19 protein-coding genes are annotated in these 22,678 nt (G+C 43.1%); 14 read left to right on the top strand and 5 right to left on the bottom strand.

Annotated elements, in window-relative coordinates:
* Positions 1–42: 42 nt before the first annotated feature.
* Positions 43–1,140 (bottom strand): glycosyltransferase family 1 protein, encoded by a 1,098-nt coding sequence (locus RHM67_RS03760; protein ID WP_322230726.1) that lies wholly within the window; start codon positions 1,138–1,140, stop codon positions 43–45.
* Between the two features lie 72 nt (positions 1,141–1,212).
* On the opposite strand from RHM67_RS03760, the gene RHM67_RS03755 reads away from it, so the two are divergent.
* The gene (locus RHM67_RS03755) at positions 1,213–1,944 is read left to right on the top strand and encodes a glycosyltransferase family 2 protein (protein ID WP_322230724.1); all 732 of its coding nucleotides are present in this window, start codon (positions 1,213–1,215) and stop codon (positions 1,942–1,944) included.
* A gap of 2 nt (positions 1,945–1,946) precedes the next feature.
* Here the strand turns inward: RHM67_RS03755 and RHM67_RS03750 are convergent, their stop codons facing one another.
* Both RHM67_RS03750 and RHM67_RS03745 read right to left on the bottom strand, forming a co-directional pair.
* On the bottom strand, positions 1,947–3,005 hold the full coding sequence (locus RHM67_RS03750) for a glycosyltransferase family 1 protein (RefSeq protein ID WP_322230723.1): 1,059 nt from the start codon (positions 3,003–3,005) through the stop codon (positions 1,947–1,949).
* Positions 3,002–3,970, bottom strand: coding sequence for a glycosyltransferase family 9 protein (locus RHM67_RS03745; protein WP_322230721.1), 969 nt, complete (start codon positions 3,968–3,970; stop codon positions 3,002–3,004). Before RHM67_RS03745 ends, RHM67_RS03750 begins: the two co-directional genes overlap by 4 nt.
* Before the next feature lie 106 nt (positions 3,971–4,076).
* On the opposite strand from RHM67_RS03745, the gene meaB reads away from it, so the two are divergent.
* Positions 4,077–4,970: a methylmalonyl Co-A mutase-associated GTPase MeaB gene (gene meaB, locus RHM67_RS03740; RefSeq protein WP_322230720.1), complete on the top strand. Its 894-nt coding sequence runs from the start codon at positions 4,077–4,079 to the stop codon at positions 4,968–4,970.
* Positions 4,971–5,034: 64 nt separating this feature from the next.
* On the opposite strand, the gene RHM67_RS03735 is transcribed toward meaB, so the two are convergent.
* Positions 5,035–6,327 carry an aminopeptidase P N-terminal domain-containing protein gene (locus RHM67_RS03735; protein WP_322230719.1) on the bottom strand — a complete coding sequence of 431 codons (1,293 nt, stop codon included), beginning with the start codon at positions 6,325–6,327 and terminating at the stop codon, positions 5,035–5,037.
* A 149-nt stretch (positions 6,328–6,476) separates the two neighbouring features.
* On the opposite strand from RHM67_RS03735, the gene RHM67_RS03730 reads away from it, so the two are divergent.
* From RHM67_RS03730 to RHM67_RS03680, 11 genes are all read left to right on the top strand, one after another.
* Complete coding sequence (locus RHM67_RS03730; protein WP_322230718.1) at positions 6,477–7,853, top strand: OmpA family protein; 1,377 nt, start codon at positions 6,477–6,479, stop codon at positions 7,851–7,853.
* A gap of 74 nt (positions 7,854–7,927) precedes the next feature.
* Positions 7,928–8,071: a DUF6728 family protein gene (locus tag RHM67_RS03725; RefSeq protein WP_252757608.1), complete on the top strand. Its 144-nt coding sequence runs from the start codon at positions 7,928–7,930 to the stop codon at positions 8,069–8,071.
* Between the two features lie 21 nt (positions 8,072–8,092).
* Positions 8,093–8,473, top strand: a complete 381-nt coding sequence (locus tag RHM67_RS03720) for a RidA family protein (protein WP_252757607.1) — start codon at positions 8,093–8,095, stop codon at positions 8,471–8,473.
* A gap of 12 nt (positions 8,474–8,485) precedes the next feature.
* Positions 8,486–10,594 carry an ATP-dependent DNA helicase RecG gene (gene recG / locus RHM67_RS03715; RefSeq protein ID WP_322230715.1) on the top strand — a complete coding sequence of 703 codons (2,109 nt, stop codon included), beginning with the start codon at positions 8,486–8,488 and terminating at the stop codon, positions 10,592–10,594.
* 53 nt (positions 10,595–10,647) lie between these two features.
* Positions 10,648–12,036, top strand: a complete 1,389-nt coding sequence (locus RHM67_RS03710; RefSeq protein ID WP_322230714.1) for a M20/M25/M40 family metallo-hydrolase — start codon at positions 10,648–10,650, stop codon at positions 12,034–12,036.
* 67 nt (positions 12,037–12,103) lie between these two features.
* Positions 12,104–13,423, top strand: a complete 1,320-nt coding sequence (locus tag RHM67_RS03705; RefSeq protein ID WP_322230713.1) for an MFS transporter — start codon at positions 12,104–12,106, stop codon at positions 13,421–13,423.
* 328 nt (positions 13,424–13,751) lie between these two features.
* Positions 13,752–15,329, top strand: a complete 1,578-nt coding sequence (locus tag RHM67_RS03700) for a tetratricopeptide repeat protein (protein WP_322230712.1) — start codon at positions 13,752–13,754, stop codon at positions 15,327–15,329.
* An 801-nt stretch (positions 15,330–16,130) separates the two neighbouring features.
* Entirely contained in the window at positions 16,131–16,727 is a 597-nt protein-coding gene (locus RHM67_RS03695; protein WP_322230711.1) for a TetR/AcrR family transcriptional regulator, read from the top strand.
* Positions 16,727–16,960: a hypothetical protein gene (locus RHM67_RS03690; RefSeq protein ID WP_322230709.1), complete on the top strand. Its 234-nt coding sequence runs from the start codon at positions 16,727–16,729 to the stop codon at positions 16,958–16,960. Before RHM67_RS03695 ends, RHM67_RS03690 begins: the two co-directional genes overlap by 1 nt.
* A gap of 4 nt (positions 16,961–16,964) precedes the next feature.
* Complete coding sequence (locus tag RHM67_RS03685) at positions 16,965–18,245, top strand: MFS transporter (RefSeq protein WP_322230707.1); 1,281 nt, start codon at positions 16,965–16,967, stop codon at positions 18,243–18,245.
* Positions 18,246–18,617: 372 nt separating this feature from the next.
* On the top strand, positions 18,618–20,687 hold the full coding sequence (locus RHM67_RS03680) for a prolyl oligopeptidase family serine peptidase (protein ID WP_322230705.1): 2,070 nt from the start codon (positions 18,618–18,620) through the stop codon (positions 20,685–20,687).
* Between the two features lie 144 nt (positions 20,688–20,831).
* Here RHM67_RS03680 and RHM67_RS03675 read toward each other — a convergent pair whose 3' ends face one another.
* Positions 20,832–21,698 (bottom strand): PfkB family carbohydrate kinase, encoded by an 867-nt coding sequence (locus tag RHM67_RS03675; RefSeq protein ID WP_322230704.1) that lies wholly within the window; start codon positions 21,696–21,698, stop codon positions 20,832–20,834.
* 525 nt (positions 21,699–22,223) lie between these two features.
* On the opposite strand from RHM67_RS03675, the gene RHM67_RS03670 reads away from it, so the two are divergent.
* On the top strand, positions 22,224–22,535 hold the full coding sequence (locus tag RHM67_RS03670) for a carboxymuconolactone decarboxylase family protein (RefSeq protein WP_322230703.1): 312 nt from the start codon (positions 22,224–22,226) through the stop codon (positions 22,533–22,535).
* Positions 22,536–22,678 lie beyond the last annotated feature (143 nt).

Genomic DNA, 22,678 nt, shown 5'->3' with positions numbered 1-22,678 from the left:
AAAAGTTAAGGTGCAAAATTATACAAATTTGGCCATGTATAGTTAAACGCTTTTTAATAACGTCTTGTAAACCTGTATGGTATTATCAACACAGTTATCAAAAGTAAAGCGTTGCAAGCGTTGCCGGCCTTTTGCAATAAGTAATTTGCGGGTATCGTCGTCATTTAAAACTTGTGCTACTGTTTTTTTAACAGATGCCTCATCCATCGGGTCGAAGTACAAAGCGGCATCTCCGGCTATCTCGGGGAAACAGCTTGCGTTACTGCACACTACCGGGCAGTAATTGGCAAAAGCTTCCAGCAACGGTAGGCCAAACCCTTCCTTATATGATGGGAAAGCAAAAACGGTGGCCTGGGTGTACAATTGTTTTAACTGGGCATCGGTTACCGTAAGTTGTTGGCATTGCGCAGCGATGTTAAAGCCCGATATTATTTCTTGCTCTTGTTTACTGAACAAGCCACCACCAGCGCAGATCAAATGCAGGCTTTTGTCCTGCTGCAACAAACCGTTTATACTTTTAATAAAGGTTGTAAAGTTTTTATAGTGCGCGCGGTCGCCCACAAACAGGATATATTTTTCTGGTAATACCAACGCGCTTGCAGATACCGGGTTTAAAATGTAGCCATGATGAACTACCGTGATCTTGGCTACGGCATGTGGATAATACCTAATGATCTCCTGTTTGGTATATTCTGATATGGCGATAAGCGCATTCGCCTTTTCTATCAGTTGCTTTTTCCGTGCAATTACCGCTGCCGAATCTGGAAATAACGCGGGCAGCGTTTCGTGGATCATATCATGAACCGTGATTACGAATGGCCTTTTTATGATGTCTAAAAAATAGGTGTCGTAATACGTTGGATGAAAAACATCGTAATTGTCTTGTTTAATGAGGTAATTAGAATAGCGCTTATTCCAGCGAAAAAGGCGGTTGTTGTGACGATTGAAGATTTTTCTTCCGATTACATTATCTAATGGCAATAAACCTTTGGGCAGGTACGCATTTTCGGAATATAGTGCTCCGATCTGACCTGAAATCCCGGGGAGGTTGTTGAGGCCCTTGTTTAATGCTGCAAAGTAACGGGTAATGCCGCCGTATTTTTGAGTAGAAAAGTATTGATGATCAAATAATATTTTCAACAGGAATTTTATTTAAATGGACTTACTTTGCAAATGCATAATGCTATGCCGCTAATTTAAGCAATAGTACCGATGGTAAATGAAAAACACGGAATTAATCCCGCGGAAACCAATAACGCCCTGCTAAGCATAATTGTTGTTACCTACAACGCTGCAAAAACCCTGCAAACCTGCCTCGACAGCGTTTTTATGCAAACCTATCCAAACCTGGAGTTGATCGTAATTGACGGCAACAGCACCGATGGCACACAAGAGATCTTAAAAGCAAATACAGACAAAATAACTAATTGGAAAAGCGAGCCCGATAGCGGCATATATGATGCGATGACCAAAGCCCTTGCCCAGGCCAAAGGCGAATGGATCTATTTTTTAGGTGCGGATGATGAGTTGCTGCCGGATTTCTCGGCCATGGCTTTGGAGTTGGCTAACCCTAATTTTGTTTACTATGGCAGTGTGCTTACCCGCGGGTTAGAGCCACTCGGCCCCGTGTCTGACTATTACCTGGCTAAACATGGCATTATCCAGCAATCTATTATTTATCCAAAAGTTGTTTTTGAGCGGTACGCCTATAATTTAAAGTATAGGTCATCTGCCGATTTCGCGCTGAACATGCAGGCCTTGGGCGATAAGGACCTGAAATTTGTACACCATAATTATGTAATAGCCCATTTTGCCGATACGGGCGTTTCGGGTCAATCGCGCGATAGGATTTTTGAGCGGGACAAGCCATCCCTCATCCTAAAAAACTTTGGCTTTAAAATATGGCTGAGGTTTAAGATCAGGAAGCTAAAGGGTAAAAAGTAAGCTTAAACGCCTAACACTTCCTCGTATAAACGCAGATATTGTATGGCGGTATTATCCCAGTTGAATTTTTCGGAATGCGCCATGACTCTGGCTGAGCGATTATGCTCTTTAAAATCAGTCATGCCATTTTTAAAGACCTGCTGCATAGCCTCTCCGTCAAAATTGTCAAAATAATAAGCGGCATCTCCTCCAATTTCGGGCAACGATGTACGGGTTGAACAAAAAACCGGCTTGCCAAAGTGCATGGCTTCTATCACCGGCAAACCAAAACCCTCGGCGATGGATGGAAAAACAAAGGCCTCACAATTTTTATAATACCAGGCGCGGTCGTCGTCACTTATTGGGCCTATAATTTTCACGCGGTCGTCGCAACCATACTTTTTGGCTTGTGCCATTACCTCGGCCTCGTAAGGTGTTTTGATACCTGCTATCACCAGTTCCAAATCATTATTCTCAAGCAAAGTAGGCAACACGTGCGCGTTCTTTTTTGCAGATACAATGCCGATGGTAAATAAAAACGGTTTCTGCGGGATGTAGGCAGGTGCGTGTTCATCTTTCAGTACCAGTTTATCCGCACCATTATATATCACACTTATTTTATGAGCGATGTGGGGATAGTAATGCAGCACATCATTAGCTGTAAAGTTTGATATGGTAATTATGCGCTCGCACTTGTTAATGCGCTCGCCAAGTTTTTTCAGGTACAGTTTAAGTTTCTCCGGGCTTACGTTTTCGTGTACCTGGTTAATGTCGTGTATGGTCAGGATCTTTTTGCCGCTGTGTACCTTTTTGGGTTTAAGCCGCGAGAACTGGTCGGTAAAGTGGAACAGATCCACCTTATTACTATTGCTGAAAAAGAACTTGTTGTACTTTTTAAGATAGGTTTTGTGTACCTCCTCTTCCTCGAAACCCGTGTTGCTGCCGGGGTACAAAAAGTAATCGAGATCAAACTGTGTGTTATGCTTTAACAAAGCCTTACCCAAACTTTTACCAAAGCTATACAGCCCAGTATTTGGGTACCGCAGCGAATCGAGTGTTACTAAAACGCGTGGTTTGCTCATTTCCAGTTATTAATTTTTGCCGCAACCATATCTACCGAAATACTTTCCAAATCGCCATTTCCACTTTCTAAATATTCAGCCTTTTTGCCCAACGGTGCCCACCTGCCGGGATGAATAGGCCTTACCGACGGGAACAACCCCAAAGCATGAATCCCCAACGCCGCCGCGACATGCAAAGGCCCGGTGCCGGATGCCAGCAGGCCATCTGCACGGTTTATAAAAGCAATAAACTCGTCAAGCGACATGGTACCGGTAACATCTACCGCATGGGCAGGCAAAGTTTTTATCCAGGGGGTTAGCAGTTCCTTCTCTTTATCAGATCCGGTGATGAATATTTTATAGCTATTTGCCGGCAAGGCATCGGCCAGTTTCTTACAATTACAAAGCCCCCACTCCACCCCGCTGCCATGAGATTTTGGGTGAAGGATCAAATTGAATTTTTCTTTATCAAATAAAGCCTCAAATTTTGCAGGTAATTCCAAAGTGGGTTTAAGACTTGTATGAGCTATTACCTGCGGCAGGGGTTGTATTTCTTTTAAGCCTAAAGGCTTTAATAGCACCAGGTTTAATTGCGACTCGTGCAGATCAGATTTTTTACGGCTTAGTTTTACCAGTTTATTGCAAGTAAACCAATGGAAGATACGGTTGGTGGTACCTATCCTTGTTTTTATCCCTGCCTGCTTTGCCAATTTGGCCACATGCTTGTTAGGGAATACATGCACAATGGCATCAATGTTTTTTTGCTGGAGGAAAGTCGTTTGTTCCTGATCAGATAGTTTCAGCAACTCCGTATAATCCACAAACTCATCTACAAATTTGTCACATTTGATTACCGAGCCAGTGTAGGACTTGCCCAAAAACAAGATGCGGGCAGCCGGATAAAGTTCTTTTAAATACCCCGCCATTGGTAAGGTAAGTACCACATCGCCTATGGCATCGGTCCGGCTTATGAGTATGCAATTCAAACTAAGTATATATAAGTTATATGTACTGCAAATATAATTATCTAAGCTTGCCCATTTATATTATTATGGCTTGATTAATTAACGTGTATTTTTGTTTCTTTGACAAATGCCTGCATCCACATCCTATATAACACCCACCTGCACCAATTTTAGATCGGTTGCGCGGGCGTTAACCATAGTGGAGAACAACCTTACCGGCAGCACCCAACTTTTAAAAAGCCTTACCTTTAATATACATACACCTATTATAGGTATAACCGGCCCGCCTGGCGCAGGTAAAAGCACGCTGGTAAATGCCATTATTAATAACCTAGTACAGCAAGGTAAAAAAGTAGCCGTACTGGCTATAGACCCAACGTCACCTTTTAACTTTGGATCATTACTGGGCGACCGCATCCGCATGGCCTCGCACTTTAACCACCCCGATGTTTTTATCCGGTCACTGGCTACACGTGGTTCGTTGGGTGGGTTATCTGCCAAAACCATCGAGATGACGGATGTACTACGCGCATCCGGCTTTGACCACATTATTGTGGAAACCGTTGGTGTAGGCCAATCAGAAGTGGAAGTTGCCGGCTTAGCTGATTTGACTTTTGTAATGCTGGTGCCCGAAGCGGGCGATGAGATCCAGAATATCAAATCGGGATTGATGGAAATTGCCGATGCCTTTATCATCAACAAAGCCGACAGGGATGGCGCCGACCTGTTCATCAACAACCTTAAAAAGATATTACAGCAAAGTAAGGACGGCAAGCTGCCCATATTTAAAACGGTGGCCTCCAAAAACGAGGGGATAGACGCCATCACCGATTTTATATTATCCAACCAAAAAACCAAAAACACCCGCCGCGAGCTGCTGCTCACCCAAAAGGTTTACAACATTATCCAGCAAAATAAAATGATGGGGATAGATAAGCGAAAACTTCAGCAGGATATTGCCAAGGCTTTAGTTAATCATGACTTTAACATTTATCAGTTCGCATCCAACTATGTTGGGTGATTAGTTAAATTAAATTGATTGAGTTAATGGTTAACAAATCACCACTCACCCAATCAACCACTCACTATTTCGAGTTCATCAACTCTTCAATCTCCTCCGCCTCAATAGGGATATGCGCCATCAGGTCGTGGTTACCATCTTTGGTGATCAGGATGTTGTTTTCTAAACGGATGCCCAAGCCTTCTTCGGGGATGTAGATGCCCGGCTCGCAGGTAAGGATGTTACCAACCTCGAACGGTTTGTAGCGGCTTGCAAAATCGTGCACATCTAACCCCAGGTGGTGCGATGTACCGTGCATAAAATACTTTTTATATAAAGGCGCTTTGGTGTCCTGCTTATCAACATCATGTTTTGATAATAAGCCCAGGTCTATCAGTTCGCCTGTCATTATTTTGCCTACCTCGTCATGATATTCGTTCCAAACCGTACCTGCAACAATCATTTTACTTGCCGCGCGAAATACACGCAATACAGCATCATACACCTGGCGCTGGCGTTTGGTAAAACGGCCATTCACGGGGATAGAGCGGCTCATATCGGCATTGTAGTTGGCGTATTCTGCAGCCCAGTCAAACAAAATCACATCGCCATCGTTACAAATCTCGTTGTTTTCTATATAATGTAGTACAATAGCGTTTTTGCCCGATGCTATAATTGGGTTGTAAGCATGCCCTGTTGCACGCTGTTTTAAAAACTCATGGGTTATTTCGGCCTCTATTTCGTACTCGGCTACGCCGGGCTGTACAAATTTTAGTACGCGGATGAAAGCGTCTCTTGTAATATCACATGCCTTTTGGGTAAGTTCTACCTCAATTTCCGATTTCACAACACGCAGATCGCGCAGTATAAGGGCCGATCTTTCGTAATGATGTAGCGGGTATTTCTGGCGCAGGGTTTCCAGCATCCTCAGGTCGCGATAGGGTACTGTATGTGCATACCTATCGTTCTCATTAGTATTGATATATATATTATCTGCATAGTTTATTACAGTATGCAAAATGGCATCATATTCCTGTAACCAATATATGTTTTGGATGCCCGATGCTTTGCGTGCTTCTTCTTTAGTGTACTTGTGTCCTTCCCAAATGGCAATATGTTCGTTAGTTTGTCTTAAAAAAAGTACTTCTTTGTATTGCTGATTAGGACAATCGGGATACAAAACCAATATGCTTTGCTCCTGATCTATGCCTGTGAGGTAATAAAAATCGGGGTTTTGCTTAAAAATGAAGTTTTGGTCGCCATTTCTTGGATATTCGTCATTGGAGTGAAATATAGCTATTGAGTTGGATTTTATTCGCGAAACGAAATTTTTTCTATTATTTGTAAATAACTGTTCGTTAAGAGGTAGATATTTCATGGACTATACAATAATGATTTAAAAAAAAACAAATTATTACTACTGATTGTAGTAGATATTGTGAATTTTGGAACAAAATTTGGTATTTGTTTCAAACATAATTACTAATTTTGAAAAAAATCACAATTAAATCGTTTAATCTTAAAACTATGAATTACTCTACATTAAAGAAATCAGTAGCATTATCATTTGCTTCTCTGCTGGTTGCTGGTATGGTAAGTGCGCAAACAGACAGCACTAAAACCGTTACCACCAAAACCATGGCAGACACAACAATGTCATCAACAGTAACTACCGCTAAAGTATTTGGCGGAAGAGGTCAGTACAAAACCTGGAGCATCGGTTTAAACGTTGGCGCAACTTCACAAGTTCTTGCAACTGGTGGTGGTAACGACTTCAGAAACAAAAACATCGAATTAGGTTACGGTATCTCTGTACGTGATCAATTAGGCCACAACTTTGGTTTACAATTAGATGTACGTGGTGGTAAAGTATCTGGCGATAACAGCAGCATCGCTGGTAACCCGGGTATGTACTCAACTAAATTTTACCAAGCTACTTTAAGTGGTGTTGTTAACGTTGCAACTATCGACTTTATTCGTCGTAAAAACTCTGTTAACTTTTTCATCAATGCAGGTGCTGGTTTAGCTATGTACAACCCTACAGGTGTAACTAGTGCTGGCGTTCCTTTTAACTACAAAGATGGTGTTGCCGGTGGTGCACCAGGCATTGACAGGTACGTTAGAGAATTTGTAGTACCAGTTGGTGTTGGTGTTAAATTCCGCTTAAGTGACGTAGTTGCATTAAACTTTGGTTACACTCAGAACTTTATTGATGGTGGCAACTTTGATGGCGTTAAAAACGCACGAAACTCTAAAGATCACTACTCATACGGTTACGGTGGTTTAGAATTCACTTTAGGTTCGAAATCAAAGCCGAGTTTAGAATGGGTTAACCCGGTTGCTATGATGTACGACGAATTATACGATGCAGCCTTACGCCAAGAAGTTGAAGCTCTTAAAGGCCGTGTAACTAACGTTGAAAACGCAGTTACTGATCTTAAGAAAGATTCTGATGGTGACGGTGTATCTGATCAATTTGACAAATGCCCTAATACCCCTGCTGGTAGCGTTGTTGACGGTTCTGGTTGCGTTATCGTATTCCCTAAAGCTGATTCAGCTGTTGCTGCATCAACTGCTGCTGCTTACTCAAACATCCAGTTTGAATTTGATAGCTCGGTATTAAGAACTTCTTCTTACCCAGTATTAGATGCTACTTCAGCCGACTTACGTTCATCTGGTAAAACTGTTGAGATTGACGGTTACGCTTCATCTGAAGGTACTGCTGCTCACAACTTATCATTATCACGTGACCGTGCTAACTCTGTAAAAACTTACTTAGTTAACTCTGGTGTTGCTGCATCAAAATTAAAAGTTAAAGGTTACGGTGAAACTAACCCGATTGCTGATAACTCAACTGAAGAAGGACGTGTTGCTAACCGTCGTGTTGCTTTCAAACAAAGATAATATCTAAATAAAATATTATTTAAAAAGCTCCCCGAATAACTCGGGGGGCTTTCTTTTTTTATTAAATTTGTGTTATGTACTTCTTTAGAAAAAAAGACCCAAACAGGCCCACCAGCTTTAACCTAAAGGTTATGCATGTTATAAATGCCATTGCCATCACTATGTTTTTGGCCGGCATTACCTGGAAACTTATCCAGTGGTTCATTCTAAAAAAGTAATTTCATAATACAAACACTATCATGAAAACCATCATCAATACCAATAATGCACCTGCGCCAATAGGCCCGTATAGCCAGGCAGTAGCTGCCAACGGTTTACTTTTTGTATCCGGCCAAATTCCGGCTAACCCAAAAACAGGCGAGATCATCACCACCGGCATTACCGACGAGGCTACTTTGGTTATGGAAAACCTTAAAGCTATACTAACTGAGGCCGGTATAGGCTTTGATGCCATTATTAAAACCACCATCTTTTTAACAGATATGCAAACCTTTGCACAAGTTAACGAAGTATATGGTTCATACTTTACAGCTGATTTCCCGGCGCGCGAAACCGTGCAGGTATCGGCCCTGCCAAAAGGTGTTAATGTAGAGATCTCTGTAATTGCTTTAAAGCCCTGATCTGAGTAGAAATTGAACAATCAGCATTTTCAAACATCCATTGAATATTTAAAAGGTGTAGGCATAGCCCGTGCGGATGTGCTTAAAAAGGAATTGCAGATAAACAATTTTGAAGACCTGCTAAGGCACTTCCCTTATAAATATATAGACCGTACCCGGTTTTACAAGATAAAAAATATCCAACCCGATATGCCCTACGTACAGGTGCTTGCAAGGGTAACAAAAAAAGAACTTATTGGCGAAAAGCGGACCAAGCGTTTAGTAGTACAAGCTAATGACGATACCGGCACCATTGAACTGGTATGGTTCCAGGGGATCAAATGGGCCGAGAAGATGCTCATCCCAGGTAAGGTGTATGTGATATTTGGCAAGCCGGGGTTCTTTAACCAAAAGGCCCAAATGGCCCACCCTGAGATGGATCTATATCTACCGGGCGCTCCGCAGCAAAAAGGCAACTTAACCCTCCAGCCGGCCTACAACTCAACCGAAAAGTTAAAGCAATTTAGTTTAGATAGTAAAGGCCTACAAAAGCTGATAGCGGCCTTGCTTGAGCAAACCGCTAAAGACATTCACGAGAATTTACCGGCCTACATCCTCAACCGATTTAAACTGGCGGGCAGGCAGGAGAGCTACCGCAACATCCATTCGCCTAACGATGCTAGTCAGTTAAAGGAGGCACAATACCGATTGAAGTTTGAGGAATTATTCTTCCTGCAATTAAAGCTATTAAAAACTAAATTAACACGCACGCAAAAATTCAAAGGAAATATATTTGATAAGGTAGGCCATTACTTTAATGATTTTTACCACGATAAATTACCTTTCGAGTTAACCAATCCACAGAAGCGGGTACTGAAAGAGATCCGAACAGATACCCAGCGCGGCGTACAAATGAACCGCCTTTTACAAGGTGACGTGGGTAGCGGCAAAACGGTGGTAGCCCTAATGAGCATGCTTATCGCGATCGATAATGGTTTCCAAACCTGCATTATGGCCCCTACCGAAATTTTGGCTAATCAGCACTACCAAACCATCAAAAGTTTAGTGGGCGATGATTTTATAGAGGTGGCATTGCTTACCGGATCGGTACCTAACAAAGCCCGAAAGGTTATCCACGAGAAACTGGAAGATGGCACGCTTAATATCCTGATAGGCACCCACGCGCTTATTGAAGACAAAGTGCAATATAAAAACCTGGGCATGGTGGTGATAGACGAGCAGCATCGTTTTGGGGTTGAACAAAGAGCGAAATTATGGCGAAAAAATGTGGTGCCGCCACACATTTTGGTAATGACGGCCACCCCTATCCCCCGCACCCTGGCCATGACCATGTACGGCGATTTAGACATCTCGGTAATTGACGAACTCCCAGCCGGCCGCAAACCTATCAAAACCGTACATTATTACGAAGCCCGGCGCCTGCGCATGTTTGGTTTTATTAAAGACGAAATTACCAAAGGGCGACAGGTTTATGTAGTATACCCGCTGATAAAAGAAAGCGAAAAACTGGACCTTAAAAACCTGGAGAGCGGCATCGAGATCATGTCGCGCGAGTTTCCGTTGCCGCAATATCGTATCAGTATAGTGCACGGCAAATTAAAGGCCGCCGAAAAAGATTTTGAAATGCAGCGTTTTGTAAAAGGCGAAACGCAGATAATGGTAGCCACCACCGTGATAGAGGTAGGTGTGAATGTGCCCAATGCATCTGTAATGATCATTGAAAATGCCGAGCGTTTTGGCCTCTCGCAATTGCACCAGTTACGTGGCCGGGTTGGCCGTGGCGCCGAGCAATCCTTTTGTATTTTGATGAGTAACGAAAAGCTGAGCCACGATGGCCGCATCCGTTTAAACACTATGGTAAAAACCAATAACGGTTTCGAGATAGCGGAGATTGATATGCAGCTGCGCGGCCCCGGTAACATCGAAGGCACCCAGCAAAGCGGCGTATTAGACTTAAAAGTTGCCGACTTAACCACCGACCAGGAAATATTACAGCAAGCACGAAACCTCGTTATCGAAATATTTGAGAAAGACCCGCAACTGACTGCTCCCGAAAATCAGATCCTGAACTTAGCTTTCCAGGCAAAAAATGCCGGGTTAAGCTGGGATAAAATATCATAAGACATATGCTAAAATGCGTGGCAAATATTACATTTGCTTAAACGCATCTTATCATGAAAAAAGCCCTCCTCCTTTCCATCGTTTTATTAGTAACAACTCTGGCGTCGCAAGCGCAAGATTCTTTGCAGATCCGTAAGTTTTACGATGAGGCCCTGGTTAATGGCCAATGCTATGAAAACCTGCGCTACCTGTGTAAAAAAATAGGCCAGCGTTTAAGCGGCTCGGCAGGTGCAGCAAAATCTGTAGAGTGGAGCAAAAAGCTGATGGATGGTTACGGCTTTGATAAAGTTTACTTACAAGAAGTAATGGTACCGCATTGGGTACGCGGCGCTAAAGAGCAGGGTTATATTATTGACGGTAAAAATAAAATAGCAGTACCAATAACGGCTCTGGGCATGTCGGTAGGCACACCTGCGGCAGGTATCACTGCAAATATTGTGGAAGTACGCAGCATAAAAGAATTAGATGCGCTTGGCGAGAGCGTTATAAAAGGCAAAATAGTTTTCTTTAACGGCCCGTTCGATCAGCGCTTTATCGAGACTGGCGCGGGCTACGGCGCGGCAGGTGTGCAGCGTTTTGCAGGCCCTTCAGCAGCAGCCAAATATGGCGCGGTTGGTGCCATTGTACGTTCTATAACCCCGGCGCTTGATGATTATCCACATACCGGCGGTACCGTTTATGCCGAAGGTGGCAGGAAGATCCCGGCGGCGGCTATATCTACTTTGGCAGCAAATAAGCTGAGCAACATGCTTAGGTTACGCAAATTGCCACTTATTAAATTCTACTTTAAACAAAGCTGCCAAACTTTGCCGGACGTTAAATCATACAACGTAATTGGCGAGATAAAAGGCAGCGAAAACCCTAATAAATTCATTACCGTAGGTGGCCACCTCGATTCATGGGACCTGGCCGAGGGGGCGCATGATGATGGTACCGGTGTAATGCAATCGGTAGAAGTTTTAAGGATCATAAAAGCTACAGGTTATAAACCGAAAAACTCGATACGCGCTGTGTTTTTTATGAATGAAGAGAATGGCCACAAAGGCGGTTTAAAATATGCCGAAGTTGCTGCCGCGAATAAAGAAGAGCACATTGCAGCTATTGAAACAGATGAAGGCGGCTTTACCCCACGTGGCTTTAGCTTTGAAGGCGCATCAGCCTCGTTCTTAAAAGAACTCAATAAAAAATGGAAACCACTTTTTGAACCATACGAAGCCGACAGATTAATAGCCGGTGGCAGCGGTACAGATATTGGCCCGTTGAAAGAAACCAGACCCTCTATTATGTTAATAGGTTTCAGGCCCGATTCACAACGATACTTCGACATCCACCATACGCCTAATGATGTGTTCGAGAACGTAAACAAACGCGAACTTGAACTGGGCGCAGCAGCCATTACCGCATTGGTTTATTTGATAGACCAACACGGTTTAAATTTTTAAACGATATTGCTTTGAGGCCGCAGCTTACTGTTGTAAATTGCGGCCTAAATCTTAATATACCACCACATTGCCAGAAGACGGAACAATAACACCCAAAACCGACTCATTTGCAGCTCTTAAATACAAGGATTTTAGATCGTACCTGGGCATGCGGTTTTGTTTTACGTTTGCCTACCAAATGCAAACAGTTGTACTGGGCTTTTACATTTACCAATTAACACATAGCAAAATTGCACTGGCCTTTATCGGCTTAAGCGAAGCCATACCTGCAGTTGGGATAGCCTTATACGGTGGTTACATTGCTGATAAGTACGAAAAACGCAAGATGCTCCTCATCATATTTGTGGGGGTATTTTTATCATCACTGGTAATGTTTATTACAACATTAACCAATGTGGCATCGCAAATACACACCAATGGCATCTTAATGATACTTTACGCCATGATATTTTGCAACGGTGTGGCAAGGGCCTTTTACGGCCCGACAACATTTTCCATTTACGCACATAGCATCCCTAAAGAGTTGTATCCTAACGGCAGTACCTGGAGCAGTTCCAGCTGGCAGGTAGCATCCATCCTCGGGCCGCTTACAGGTGGTTTTATCTATGGGTTTGCACATCATATTATACCAGGTCTAAGCGGCATTACAGCAACATTTGGGTTAACCTTAATATTTATGCTGGTATCCATTATACTGGTTTATCTGCTACGCGAGTACCCGCCGGTTTTTATTCCAAAAGAAAACATTTGGATAAGCCTGAAAGAAGGCCTCAATTTTGTTTTTACCAACAAGATGATGTTTTACGCCATGAGCCTCGATCTATTCTCGGTGTTTTTTGGCGGCGTTGTTGCATTACTACCTGTTTTTGCCCTTGATATTTTAAAGGTAGGTGCCGAAGGCTTGGGCATTATGCGTATGGCATCTTCATTAGGTGCTGCATTAACGATGCTGGCCATGATTCGCTTCTCGCCCATGAACAAACCATGGCGTAATTTATTGATCGCGGTAGCAGGTTTCGGTGTTTGTATCATCGGATTTGGCCTGTCTACCGTGTTTTACGTATCGCTATTGTTCCTGTTTCTGCAGGGCGCGTTTGATAGTGTAAGTGTTATCATCCGTGGCACTATCATGCAACTTTTAACGCCCGACCATATGCGCGGCAGGGTATCTGCAGTAAATTCTATGTTTATTGGTTCATCTAACGAGATTGGTGATTTTGAATCGGGCATGGCAGCTAAACTATTGGGCACCATACCGGCGGTTTTATTTGGCGGCAGCATGACGCTGATGATCGTAACCATTACCTTCCTTAAAACAAGAAAGCTTATCCCGCTATCATTAAAACAGATCCACGAACCCGAAGTTATCAAATGCCCTATCAGTTAATTAGCAGGTAAAAATCCCCCTTAATTTAGGCTGAATTTTACTGAAGATTAATTGTAAAAAATAATTGATCTTTAGTAATTTTATAACGTAAATATTTCCCCTACTAATTAACTATTTAGCTTTGACACCAAAGTTTTTTAAAGCCCTATTGTGTAAAATTTTATGTTCGCTGCCTTTATGGTTACTGTTAATTGCGCCTTTGTTTTCTTACGCTGCCAAACAGGAAAAAAAAACCGTATATCGGCCCAACGTTTTCAACACCCTTAAATATACTTCCAAAGCCCGTCGCGTCGAGGCGGCACGGGTTTTATATAAGGATTGCCGCAAAATGACCGAAGCGGATGCTATGCATAGCCTTGATGACCTGGCCCGTATTTCACATGATTTAAACGACCGCCCGCTTATTTGCGTCACGTATGATCTGCGTGATGATTATTATTCGGTTAACCGCGGCTACAATAACCTAAGCAATAAATACTTTGACAAGGCCATTGCCTTTGCCCAAAAGGAAAAAATGCAACTGGAAACCGGCATTTATCAGCATCGCAAAGCAAATTACAGCTTCCTGTATAAGAAAAACGCCGAGGCTTGCCGGTACTACCTCCTGTCCGAAGAGAATTTTCGTGAGGTGGGTTTTGATAACGTTCCGGGCATGGGCAACCTTTTTTCTGAGGCATCAAACTTTTACTACTCCCTTGGGGATTTTGACAACGCTCGCCAAAACCTTCGCCAGGCGCTAAAATATCAAACTAAAATATCGCGTACGCGTATCAATATCATAAATACTATAGGGCTTACTTATCGTAACGATGGGCAGTACAATACCTCGATGGCCTATTTTGATAACGCGCTAAACATGGCCCGATCTGCTAAGGACACGGTATGGATGGCAATAGCTACCGGCAACATTGGGTCGGTATATTTTTTACAGCACAACTATGAAAAAGCCTTCTCTTTAATACAGAATGATTACAATCAATCTGTTAAATACGATCAGAAGATAAACTCGGCGATAGCCTTGCTCCGGCTGGTGCGTATCAATGTAGACTATGGAAAGTTAAAAGAGGCAAGCCTGCAGTTAGATACCGCCGATAAAATATTGGTTTTATGTACCGAAGATGTATTAGGCCAGCGGGTACTATATTATGGGTTAAAAGCTACCATTAGCGACAGGAACGATAATATCAGGGACGCGGTTAAATTTCACAACCAGTCAGAAAAATTACGGGAAATAGTATCCAAGCGCGATAATATAGCATCCATTGAACGTGTACGAATGCAATGGATAACCGAAAAGAGCCGCGAAGAGTTTAATGATTTAAAGAAAAGCACCAAGGTAAATGCTTTTAAATTAAACACTATTATAGTGGTCCTGGCGCTACTGATCATAATCACAGCGCTTATTTACAACCGCCAGCGGCTAAAAGCAAAAAAAGACAAGGAGTTGTTGGCATCAGAAAAACGCCGGGTAGACGAAGAGTTAAAGAATGCCACCCTGGTATTGAACGCCTACACCGAAAATCTTACCCAAAAGAATATCCTGATAGATGAGATAAAGGCAGAGCTCGAAAACATACAATCTAAATACAGCGGATTTGAGATGGCCGAAAGTTTAGATAAAATGATGCAGGCCCATATCATGACAGAGGATAACTGGGCCGAGTTTAAAAAACTATTCTCGCGGGTACATAATACTTTCTTTTACAACTTACGACAGGAGTATGGTAATTTATCTGGTACGGATGTAAGGTTGCTGGCACTAATTAAACTTAAACTTAACAACCGCGAAATGGCAAGCATGCTGGGCATTTCGGTTGATGGCGTGAAAAAGGCAAAACAGCGCCTTCGTAAAAAAATGGAAATTTTAGAGGGTGATGAGTTAGAAGACATTATAAATAAGCTTTAATATTCCTAATAGCTATACTAAAAACATTTGTCTTACATTTGTCCACCCCCTAAATTAGTTTAAAAGGTCATTTACACTCATATTTGGACTACCAAAGCAATTGGTCAGATCATGTTCGGCCAATCGCTTTGATTAACATCTACTGAAGAATTTAGTTTTAACGCAAAAGTACATAGCTATGATAACTGATGCTTAAGATGATTATATATAATTATTGATCAACTGTTATCGTTTGCAAACCCCTACAATGGAAACAAGACAAAAGAAAGCCTGCTCCCACTGCGAGAAAGGTAAATTAACCAGCCGGGCACGAAGACCAGTCTGGATGAAAGCAACCTTATTTTGGTTGCCTATAAAAAGATACTCCTGTAGTTTCTGTAATAAAAAATCATATGTCTACGGCTCGGTTTGGGAAGACGTTGCCCAAAAAAACTCTGCTTAATACGGTTTAGAGGGGGATTCTAAATCAATTGTGTGCATCATAGCCTATCGGGCATATTTTATATGCCTGATAGGGCGACGGTGCTTAAAAACCCCAACATCCTTTTTCCTTAAATTTTCTATTGATAACCTAATTTTATTGCTCCGCTTTTAGGGGTATTAATTTGTTATGCCATTTGCCCAAATGGTAACTTCCGGTTATATAATAGCCGTCGGCGCTTTATGCACCTCTGCATTTCCCATTATTGCTTTTCTCCACTCACCCTTAACAATCAAACTCTTATCCTCATTCGTAAATAAATTAAAATAATTTATAAATGAATGAATATTCATTTATATTTGTGCCATACACAATTTTAGATGCGCATCAGGAATATAGATAAAGTACAGCTGGTAAAGCAAACCGCTATAGCGTTAATAGTTAAAGACGGACTGGAAGGCTTCAGCATGAATAAGTTGGCAAAGGCATGCAGTATTTCAGTCGCTACGCTCTATATCTATTATAAAGATCGCGATGATCTGATCTTAAAAATTGCCCATGAAGAAGGAACGGTTATGGCAGAAGCCATGATCAAAGATTTTAACCCGGATATGCCGTTTGAGGATGGCTTACGCAGGCAATGGAAAAATCGCTATCAGTATATGGTAGATAACCCGCTAATGAATTCCTTTTTTGAACAGTTACGAACATCCAGCTACCAGGAGGAATTTCTGGCCGGTTTTTTAACTGAATTTAAAGTAACCATGGGCAAGTTTATGCACAACATTATCAACCGTGGCGAAATTGAAGTAATGCCCTTTGAAGTGTATTGGTCAATAGCATTTTCACCGCTATATAACCTTATCCGCTTTGATAACGAGGGCCAGAGCATGGGCGGCATGCCGTTTAAAATGACGGATGAGATACTTTGGAAAACTTTTGACCTGGTTGTAAAAGCCCTTAAAAAAGTAAATTGATGAACACTACAGAAAACTTTGACCACATACTGCTTTTTAAAACTAACGTAAATTGCGATGGTGATAAAAAATTGCTGCATACCCTACTGGATGGCAACCCGGATGTACAATGCTGGACCGTGGACATGGACGATGATGACTGCGTTTTGCGGATCGTATCGTACACGTTAAGCCATTTGCAGATAATTGAATTAATGAACAGCCGCGGCTATTCCTGCTGTGAGTTAACCTAAACAAATGGAAAATAAACAATCGGTAGTCCCGTTTACGGGCTACCAAAAATTTGTAATATTTATACTGGCTATAACCCAATTTACGGTGATATTAGATTTTATGGTGATGTCGCCCCTTGGCGATATGCTGATGAAATCGCTTAACCTAAAACCATCTGCCTTTGGTGTGGCTGTATCTGCCTATGCTTTTAGCGCAGGTATCTCGGGCTTACTAACAGCAGGCTTCGCCGATAAATTCGACCGTAAGAAACTACTGCTATTCTTTTACATCGGCTTTATTGTGGGCACTATCTTCTGTGGCATGGCGCACTCCTACGCTGCATTGGTAGCCGCCCGTATTATCACCGGTTTATTTGGTGGAGTAATCGGCTCTATCTCTATGGCTATTATTACCGATATTTTTGCTTTGCAACAACGTGGCCGTGTGATGGGTTTTATACAAATGGGCTTTGGTGCAAGCCAGGTTTTAGGTGTACCTATCGGGATCTATATCGCTACCGTATGGCAGTGGGAAGCACCGTTTTGGATGGTGGCCGGCTTAAGTGTATTCATCGCGGCAGCTATTGGTTTTTACCTTAAACCGTTAGTATCACACCTTGCTATTCAAAGGGACAGGTCGGCATTGGCGCATTTGTGGCACACGGTTTCTAAGGCAGATTATAGAGTGGGCTTTACCTCTACAGCACTACTATCCATAGGCGGTTTTATGATGATGCCTTTTGGCAGCGCCTTCGCGGTGAATAACCTTGGCGTTAGCTACAAACAATTAACTATGCTGTTGATGGTATCGGGCTTAAGCTCATTAATGATTATGCCGCTGATTGGCAAGTTGAGCGATAGGATAGACAAGTTCAAGATCTTCGCGGTAGCATCCGTTTGGATGATGATCATGTGTGTGGTTTATACTAACCTGGGCGTAACCCCGCTAATTATCGTAATGGCGCTAAACATTTTAATGATGATGGGCATCATGAGCAGGATGATCCCTTCATCGGCCTTAACCAGCGCTATACCTGAGATGAGCGACCGTGGCGCTTTCATGAGCGTTAACGCATCGCTACAGCAAATTGCAGGTGGCGTAGCCGCAGCCGTTGCCGGGATTATAGTTACACAACCAAGCAAAGGTGCCCCGCTACAGCACTATAACATAGTGGGTTATGTAATTGTAGGCATCTCCATAATAAGCATATTGCTGATGCGCAGGGTTGATAAAATGACCAAAAAGAAACTGGCAAATACCAAAGTGGTGATACCCGAAGAAGTTGCCATAAGCGAGGGATTTTAATTCAATCTTTCTCCTACTGTCCCACTAAATAATACACAATGCATAATAAATTGTAAAATATTGATAATCAATAGATAACAAAATCAATATTTCGCATTATACATCAAGTTGTTCTTTAGCTAAAATACAGAATATTCTGTATTTTAGCCTTTTGTGTGTTTAGGTGATGGTGTCCCACTATTTCCTGAATGGGACGGAATGAAACACCTCGTAACAGCACTTTTTATCGACCAAAAAACGACTTTCATTCGTCTTGTAATGTACTCCCGCGCACCATTTTATAACGCCCTTTCAACACCAATTAAGCACCGCAACCAAGGTCATAAAATGTAAAGAATATCTGCCTATATTTAGCTCACCAACTTTAATGCAATGAAACGCACCCTTCTGCTCACCCTAATTACTACCGCCGCTATGGCTGCAAACGCACAGCAAAAATTCGATCCGCCAAAAACTAAAGCCATACCTGTTGTTGATACTCTGCACGGCGTGCAGCTTACCGATAACTACCGCTGGCTGGAAGATAAAAAGAACGAGGACGCTATTGAGTGGACCAAAAAACAGCACGACTATGGTGTTGAATACCTGAAGAAAACACAAAAAGCACACCCCGACCTGAAAGAGAAAATTGCCGCCTACCTCAACATGGATTACGAAGGCCCGCTGAACACGGTTGGCAAACGCGTTTTCCAAACCGTTAAGAAAAAGGGCGACAAACAATATAAGATTTACACCATTATCGATGGTAAAAAGATTCTGATCTGGGACCCGGTTACGCTGGATGCCGACGGCAAGATCTCCACCAGTGGTACAAACTATACTTACGATGGTGAACGCGCAGCCATCAGCGCGCAAAAAAGCGGTGCTGAGGTAAACACTGTTTACTTTATTGATACCCGAACCGGCAAGCAAATTCATGATCCTATTACCAATACCAGCGGGTTCGACTGGGCGCAGGACCAGCAGCATGCCTACGTTACCCTGCGTAGCCAGGAAGATGTAGATAAGCAACGCCCCCTTAAAACCTACTACCTTAAAGTTGGCGACCCGATAGAGAAGGCAACTTTTGTAGGCACTACCAAGGATGCCCAAAACAGCTATTTTATTTATGATAACCGCTACAGCGATGTAACCTTTAGCGGCGAGGGCGACTTCTACTCCAACAGTTTAAAGATGCGCCCTACCGGGAGCTTAAAGGAAGGCAAGCTCATCTTCGGCAGTAAAAAATCGCAGGCCTACCCCGAGGCAATCGGTAATCGCCTGTACATTAAAACTAACGATAAAGCGCCAAACAGCAAGCTAATGGTGGCCGATAAGGCACATCCCGAGTTTAAGAACTGGAAGGTGCTGATCCCCGAAAGCAGCACCGTGATGGAGGCTTACGTGGTTACCAAAAACAGCATCATTATACAGGATAAAAAGGATATTGAAAGCCGCCTGACCATTTACGACCTGAACGGTAAAAAACTACGCGCCATGCCCCTGCCCGAGCAAGGCAGCATTGGCGGCGTAAGTTACGACCGCGAGGAGGATAAGATCTATATTTCACTGGTAACCTTTACCTCTACCCCAAAAACCTACGTGGCATCGCCAAAAGATTATAAGTGGAAACTGTTTTACCAAAGGATTTTGCCGGTTGACATGAGCGAAATTACCGGCGAGATCAAATTTTACATCAGTAAAGACGGCAGCCGTGTGCCCGCGTTTGTGGTGCACCGTAAGGACATTAAACTGGATGGTAAAAACCCGGTGTTGTTAACCGCTTATGGTGGCTTCCAGTCGGGTATTAAACCGGGGTACTTTGGCTTTTACGCGCCGTTCATCCAGGCGGGAGGCATAGTGGTTAACGCGGGCATCCGTGGTGGCGATGAGTTTGGCGAGCAATGGCACCTGGATGGGATGCTGGCCAAAAAGCAAAACAGCTTTGACGATTTTTACGCCTGCGCGGAATGGCTGATCAAAGAAAAATACACTACCGAAAGTAAGATAGTAGCCCTTGGCGGCAGCAACGGCGGCCTGCTGATGGGAGCGGCTGCAACACAGCGCCCCGACTTGTTTAAAGCCATTGTGTGCGAGGTGCCGCTGCTGGATATGCTGCGTTACCACAAATTCTTGATAGCCCGTTATTGGATCCCCGAATACGGCGCAGCCGAAGACCCGGAGCAGTTCCGCTGGTTATTACGTTACTCGCCCTACCAAAACATCCGCGCGGGGGTTAACGTGCCACCCATGCTGGTAACCGCCGGCGCAAACGATAGCAGGGTTGACCCTATGAATGCCAAAAAGTTTGTGGCAGCCTTGCAAAACAACCCCGGCCAAACCAGCCCCATTATCCTCCACATGGATTTTGACAGCGGCCACGGCAGCGGCCAAAGCACCCAGCAAGCCATAGAAAACTGGACGTTTATTTTTGAATATGTAATGAACCAGTTGGGGATGTAAGGGAGAGCGTCTCAGCAAGACATTTAACCACCACGTCATTGCGAGAAAGGATAGCGACGTGGCAATCTCTTTATGCAAGTCGTGCATGTAAGGTGTATACTTGTCCTAAAGAGATTGCTTCGTACCGCAATGAAGGGATTAACCTTACCGCTCCATCATCGCCAAAACATCTGCCTCGGTCCCTTCAAACGGGCCGGAGGTTTCAATTTTTAGGCCTGCCATGGCGGCGGCAAATTCGCCGGCTTTTTGGATGTCGGCACCTTTAACGCGTTTGTACAGGTAACCTGCCATATAGGTATCGCCGCAGCCGGTGGCATCCACTACCTCGGTAGGTTTGTAGGCGGGGATAGTGTAATAAATGCTATCGTGGTAAATTACCGAGCCCATACTGCCCCGGGTTACTACTACTTCTTTAACACCCCAATCGGCCAGTACTTTAGCACCTTGTTTGATATCGGCAAAACCGGTAAGCACTTCCAGTTCGTCTTCGTTCACTTTTAATATGTCTATGTATTGCAGGGCTTCGCGTTTATCCGCCCAATCTATGGCATGCACGCCCTGGTCTATCACCTCGCGCAGGTAACCCTGGGCATCTACCGAAACATTACCACGACTAAACAAGGTTTTGATCAATTCGGTCGACATATCATCGGCCAGTAGCGGGCCTAAGTGGAAAATAATAGCTTCTACATCTTTCAGGTCTTCGGCAACAAAGGCATCTGCTTTTTGCAGTACGCGCTGGGTGCGGTTGTCCTGGTTCTGGCCATAAATATTTTCGAAGTACACGGTATGCGCGCTGGGCAATACTTTCACCTCGGTGCCTTTATTGCGCAGGGCGGTAACGCTGGGCAGTTCGGTATCGGCAACGGCGGTAACCAGTCCATATTTCACATCCATATTGCGTATGGCGTTTGAAAAGTAAAAGGCGGTGCCCCCTGCCATATGCTTAACAGCCCTGGGGGTAACAATTTTATCTAAGGTGATGTGCCCTATGCAACAGATATCGTACATACGTAAATTTCAATTTTATATTTAGCGGGGTTACAAATGTAATATTCTGCAGGGTAATTATTTGTTGCTCATGCATATATATCCGTTTAAAAACAGCGCCACTTACATTAATTATAGTTTTTAGCAGTCAGCAATTCAATAGTATATTTCAATACGAAAACCTTATTTCATAGATAAAAACTATATACTATAGGTTTTTATCTATGAAATAACTATCGGCTTTAAGTACATGTTCGTTGCATAAAATATAATAAAATAATTATTATGTTGACGATAGGACAAAAATTCCCTCAATTTTCTAAAAACGGCTGGAAACAACCGGCCTTGACAGAACATACCGTACCCCGGCCATCAGCCTTTTATAGGCCTGCGAATCGCGCTACCTGCGCAATCTTAAACTGAACTTTACCAGCACCCGAACACCTAAGCGCTCAAGAATGCGCCCTGTTAGCCCTAAGCACTGCTGTTAGTAACCAAAACGCGCCGCTTATTGCCTACTATACCAGCGTTGCAAAGCAAGCCGACGTGGCTGAAGCTGCGGGCTGTGCTTCATTATTGGCGGCAAACAATATAATTTATCGTTTCAGGCATTTTACCCAAAAGGAAAAATACACCCAGATCCCGGCACGTATCCGCATGCAGCTGATGATAAAACCGGTTACCGGAAAAGAGTTTTTTGAATTGATGAGCCTTGCCATTTCGGCCGTTAACGGTTGCGAAATGTGCGTTAACGCCCACGAAGATTCATTGATAAAACCTGGCACTACCGAGGAGCGCATATTTGATGCCGTAAGGATAGCATCATTAGTAACAGCAACCGGCAAAATCATATTCTAATAAAACGAAAAAGATTTTCGCTTTGTTTAAAAATAATATCAGGCAATATTTGGGTTTGTTGATATAAAACTCTTAATTTTAACGCTTAGATTATTACGAACCCCTTCTACCATAATACTTTTATAGCTGTAAAACATTACCGG

Origin of the sequence: Mucilaginibacter sp. 5C4 (assembly GCF_034345625.1) — a bacterium.
In the GTDB taxonomy this organism is placed as follows: Bacteria; Bacteroidota; Bacteroidia; order Sphingobacteriales; family Sphingobacteriaceae; genus Mucilaginibacter; species Mucilaginibacter aurantiaciroseus.
The sequence above is the reverse complement of the archived record's forward strand: the minus strand, read 5'-3'. Positions and strand labels throughout refer to the sequence as shown.

Bases quoted from the DNA above. Each gene is read 5' to 3' on its own strand.
- RHM67_RS03755 (WP_322230724.1), top strand. From the start codon at position 1,213: ATGGTAAATGAAAAACACGGAATTAATCCCGCGGAAACCAATAACGCC.
- RHM67_RS03750 (WP_322230723.1), bottom strand. From the start codon at position 3,005: ATGAGCAAACCACGCGTTTTAGTAACACTCGATTCGCTGCGGTACCCA.
- meaB (WP_322230720.1), top strand. From the start codon at position 4,077: ATGCCTGCATCCACATCCTATATAACACCCACCTGCACCAATTTTAGA.
- RHM67_RS03735 (WP_322230719.1), bottom strand. From the start codon at position 6,327: ATGAAATATCTACCTCTTAACGAACAGTTATTTACAAATAATAGAAAA.
- RHM67_RS03730 (WP_322230718.1), top strand. From the start codon at position 6,477: ATGAATTACTCTACATTAAAGAAATCAGTAGCATTATCATTTGCTTCT.
- RHM67_RS03725 (WP_252757608.1), top strand. From the start codon at position 7,928: ATGTACTTCTTTAGAAAAAAAGACCCAAACAGGCCCACCAGCTTTAAC.
- RHM67_RS03720 (WP_252757607.1), top strand. From the start codon at position 8,093: ATGAAAACCATCATCAATACCAATAATGCACCTGCGCCAATAGGCCCG.
- RHM67_RS03710 (WP_322230714.1), top strand. From the start codon at position 10,648: ATGAAAAAAGCCCTCCTCCTTTCCATCGTTTTATTAGTAACAACTCTG.
- RHM67_RS03700 (WP_322230712.1), top strand. From the start codon at position 13,752: ATGACCGAAGCGGATGCTATGCATAGCCTTGATGACCTGGCCCGTATT.
- RHM67_RS03695 (WP_322230711.1), top strand. From the start codon at position 16,131: ATGCGCATCAGGAATATAGATAAAGTACAGCTGGTAAAGCAAACCGCT.
- RHM67_RS03690 (WP_322230709.1), top strand. From the start codon at position 16,727: ATGAACACTACAGAAAACTTTGACCACATACTGCTTTTTAAAACTAAC.
- RHM67_RS03685 (WP_322230707.1), top strand. From the start codon at position 16,965: ATGGAAAATAAACAATCGGTAGTCCCGTTTACGGGCTACCAAAAATTT.
- RHM67_RS03680 (WP_322230705.1), top strand. From the start codon at position 18,618: ATGAAACGCACCCTTCTGCTCACCCTAATTACTACCGCCGCTATGGCT.
- RHM67_RS03675 (WP_322230704.1), bottom strand. From the start codon at position 21,698: ATGTACGATATCTGTTGCATAGGGCACATCACCTTAGATAAAATTGTT.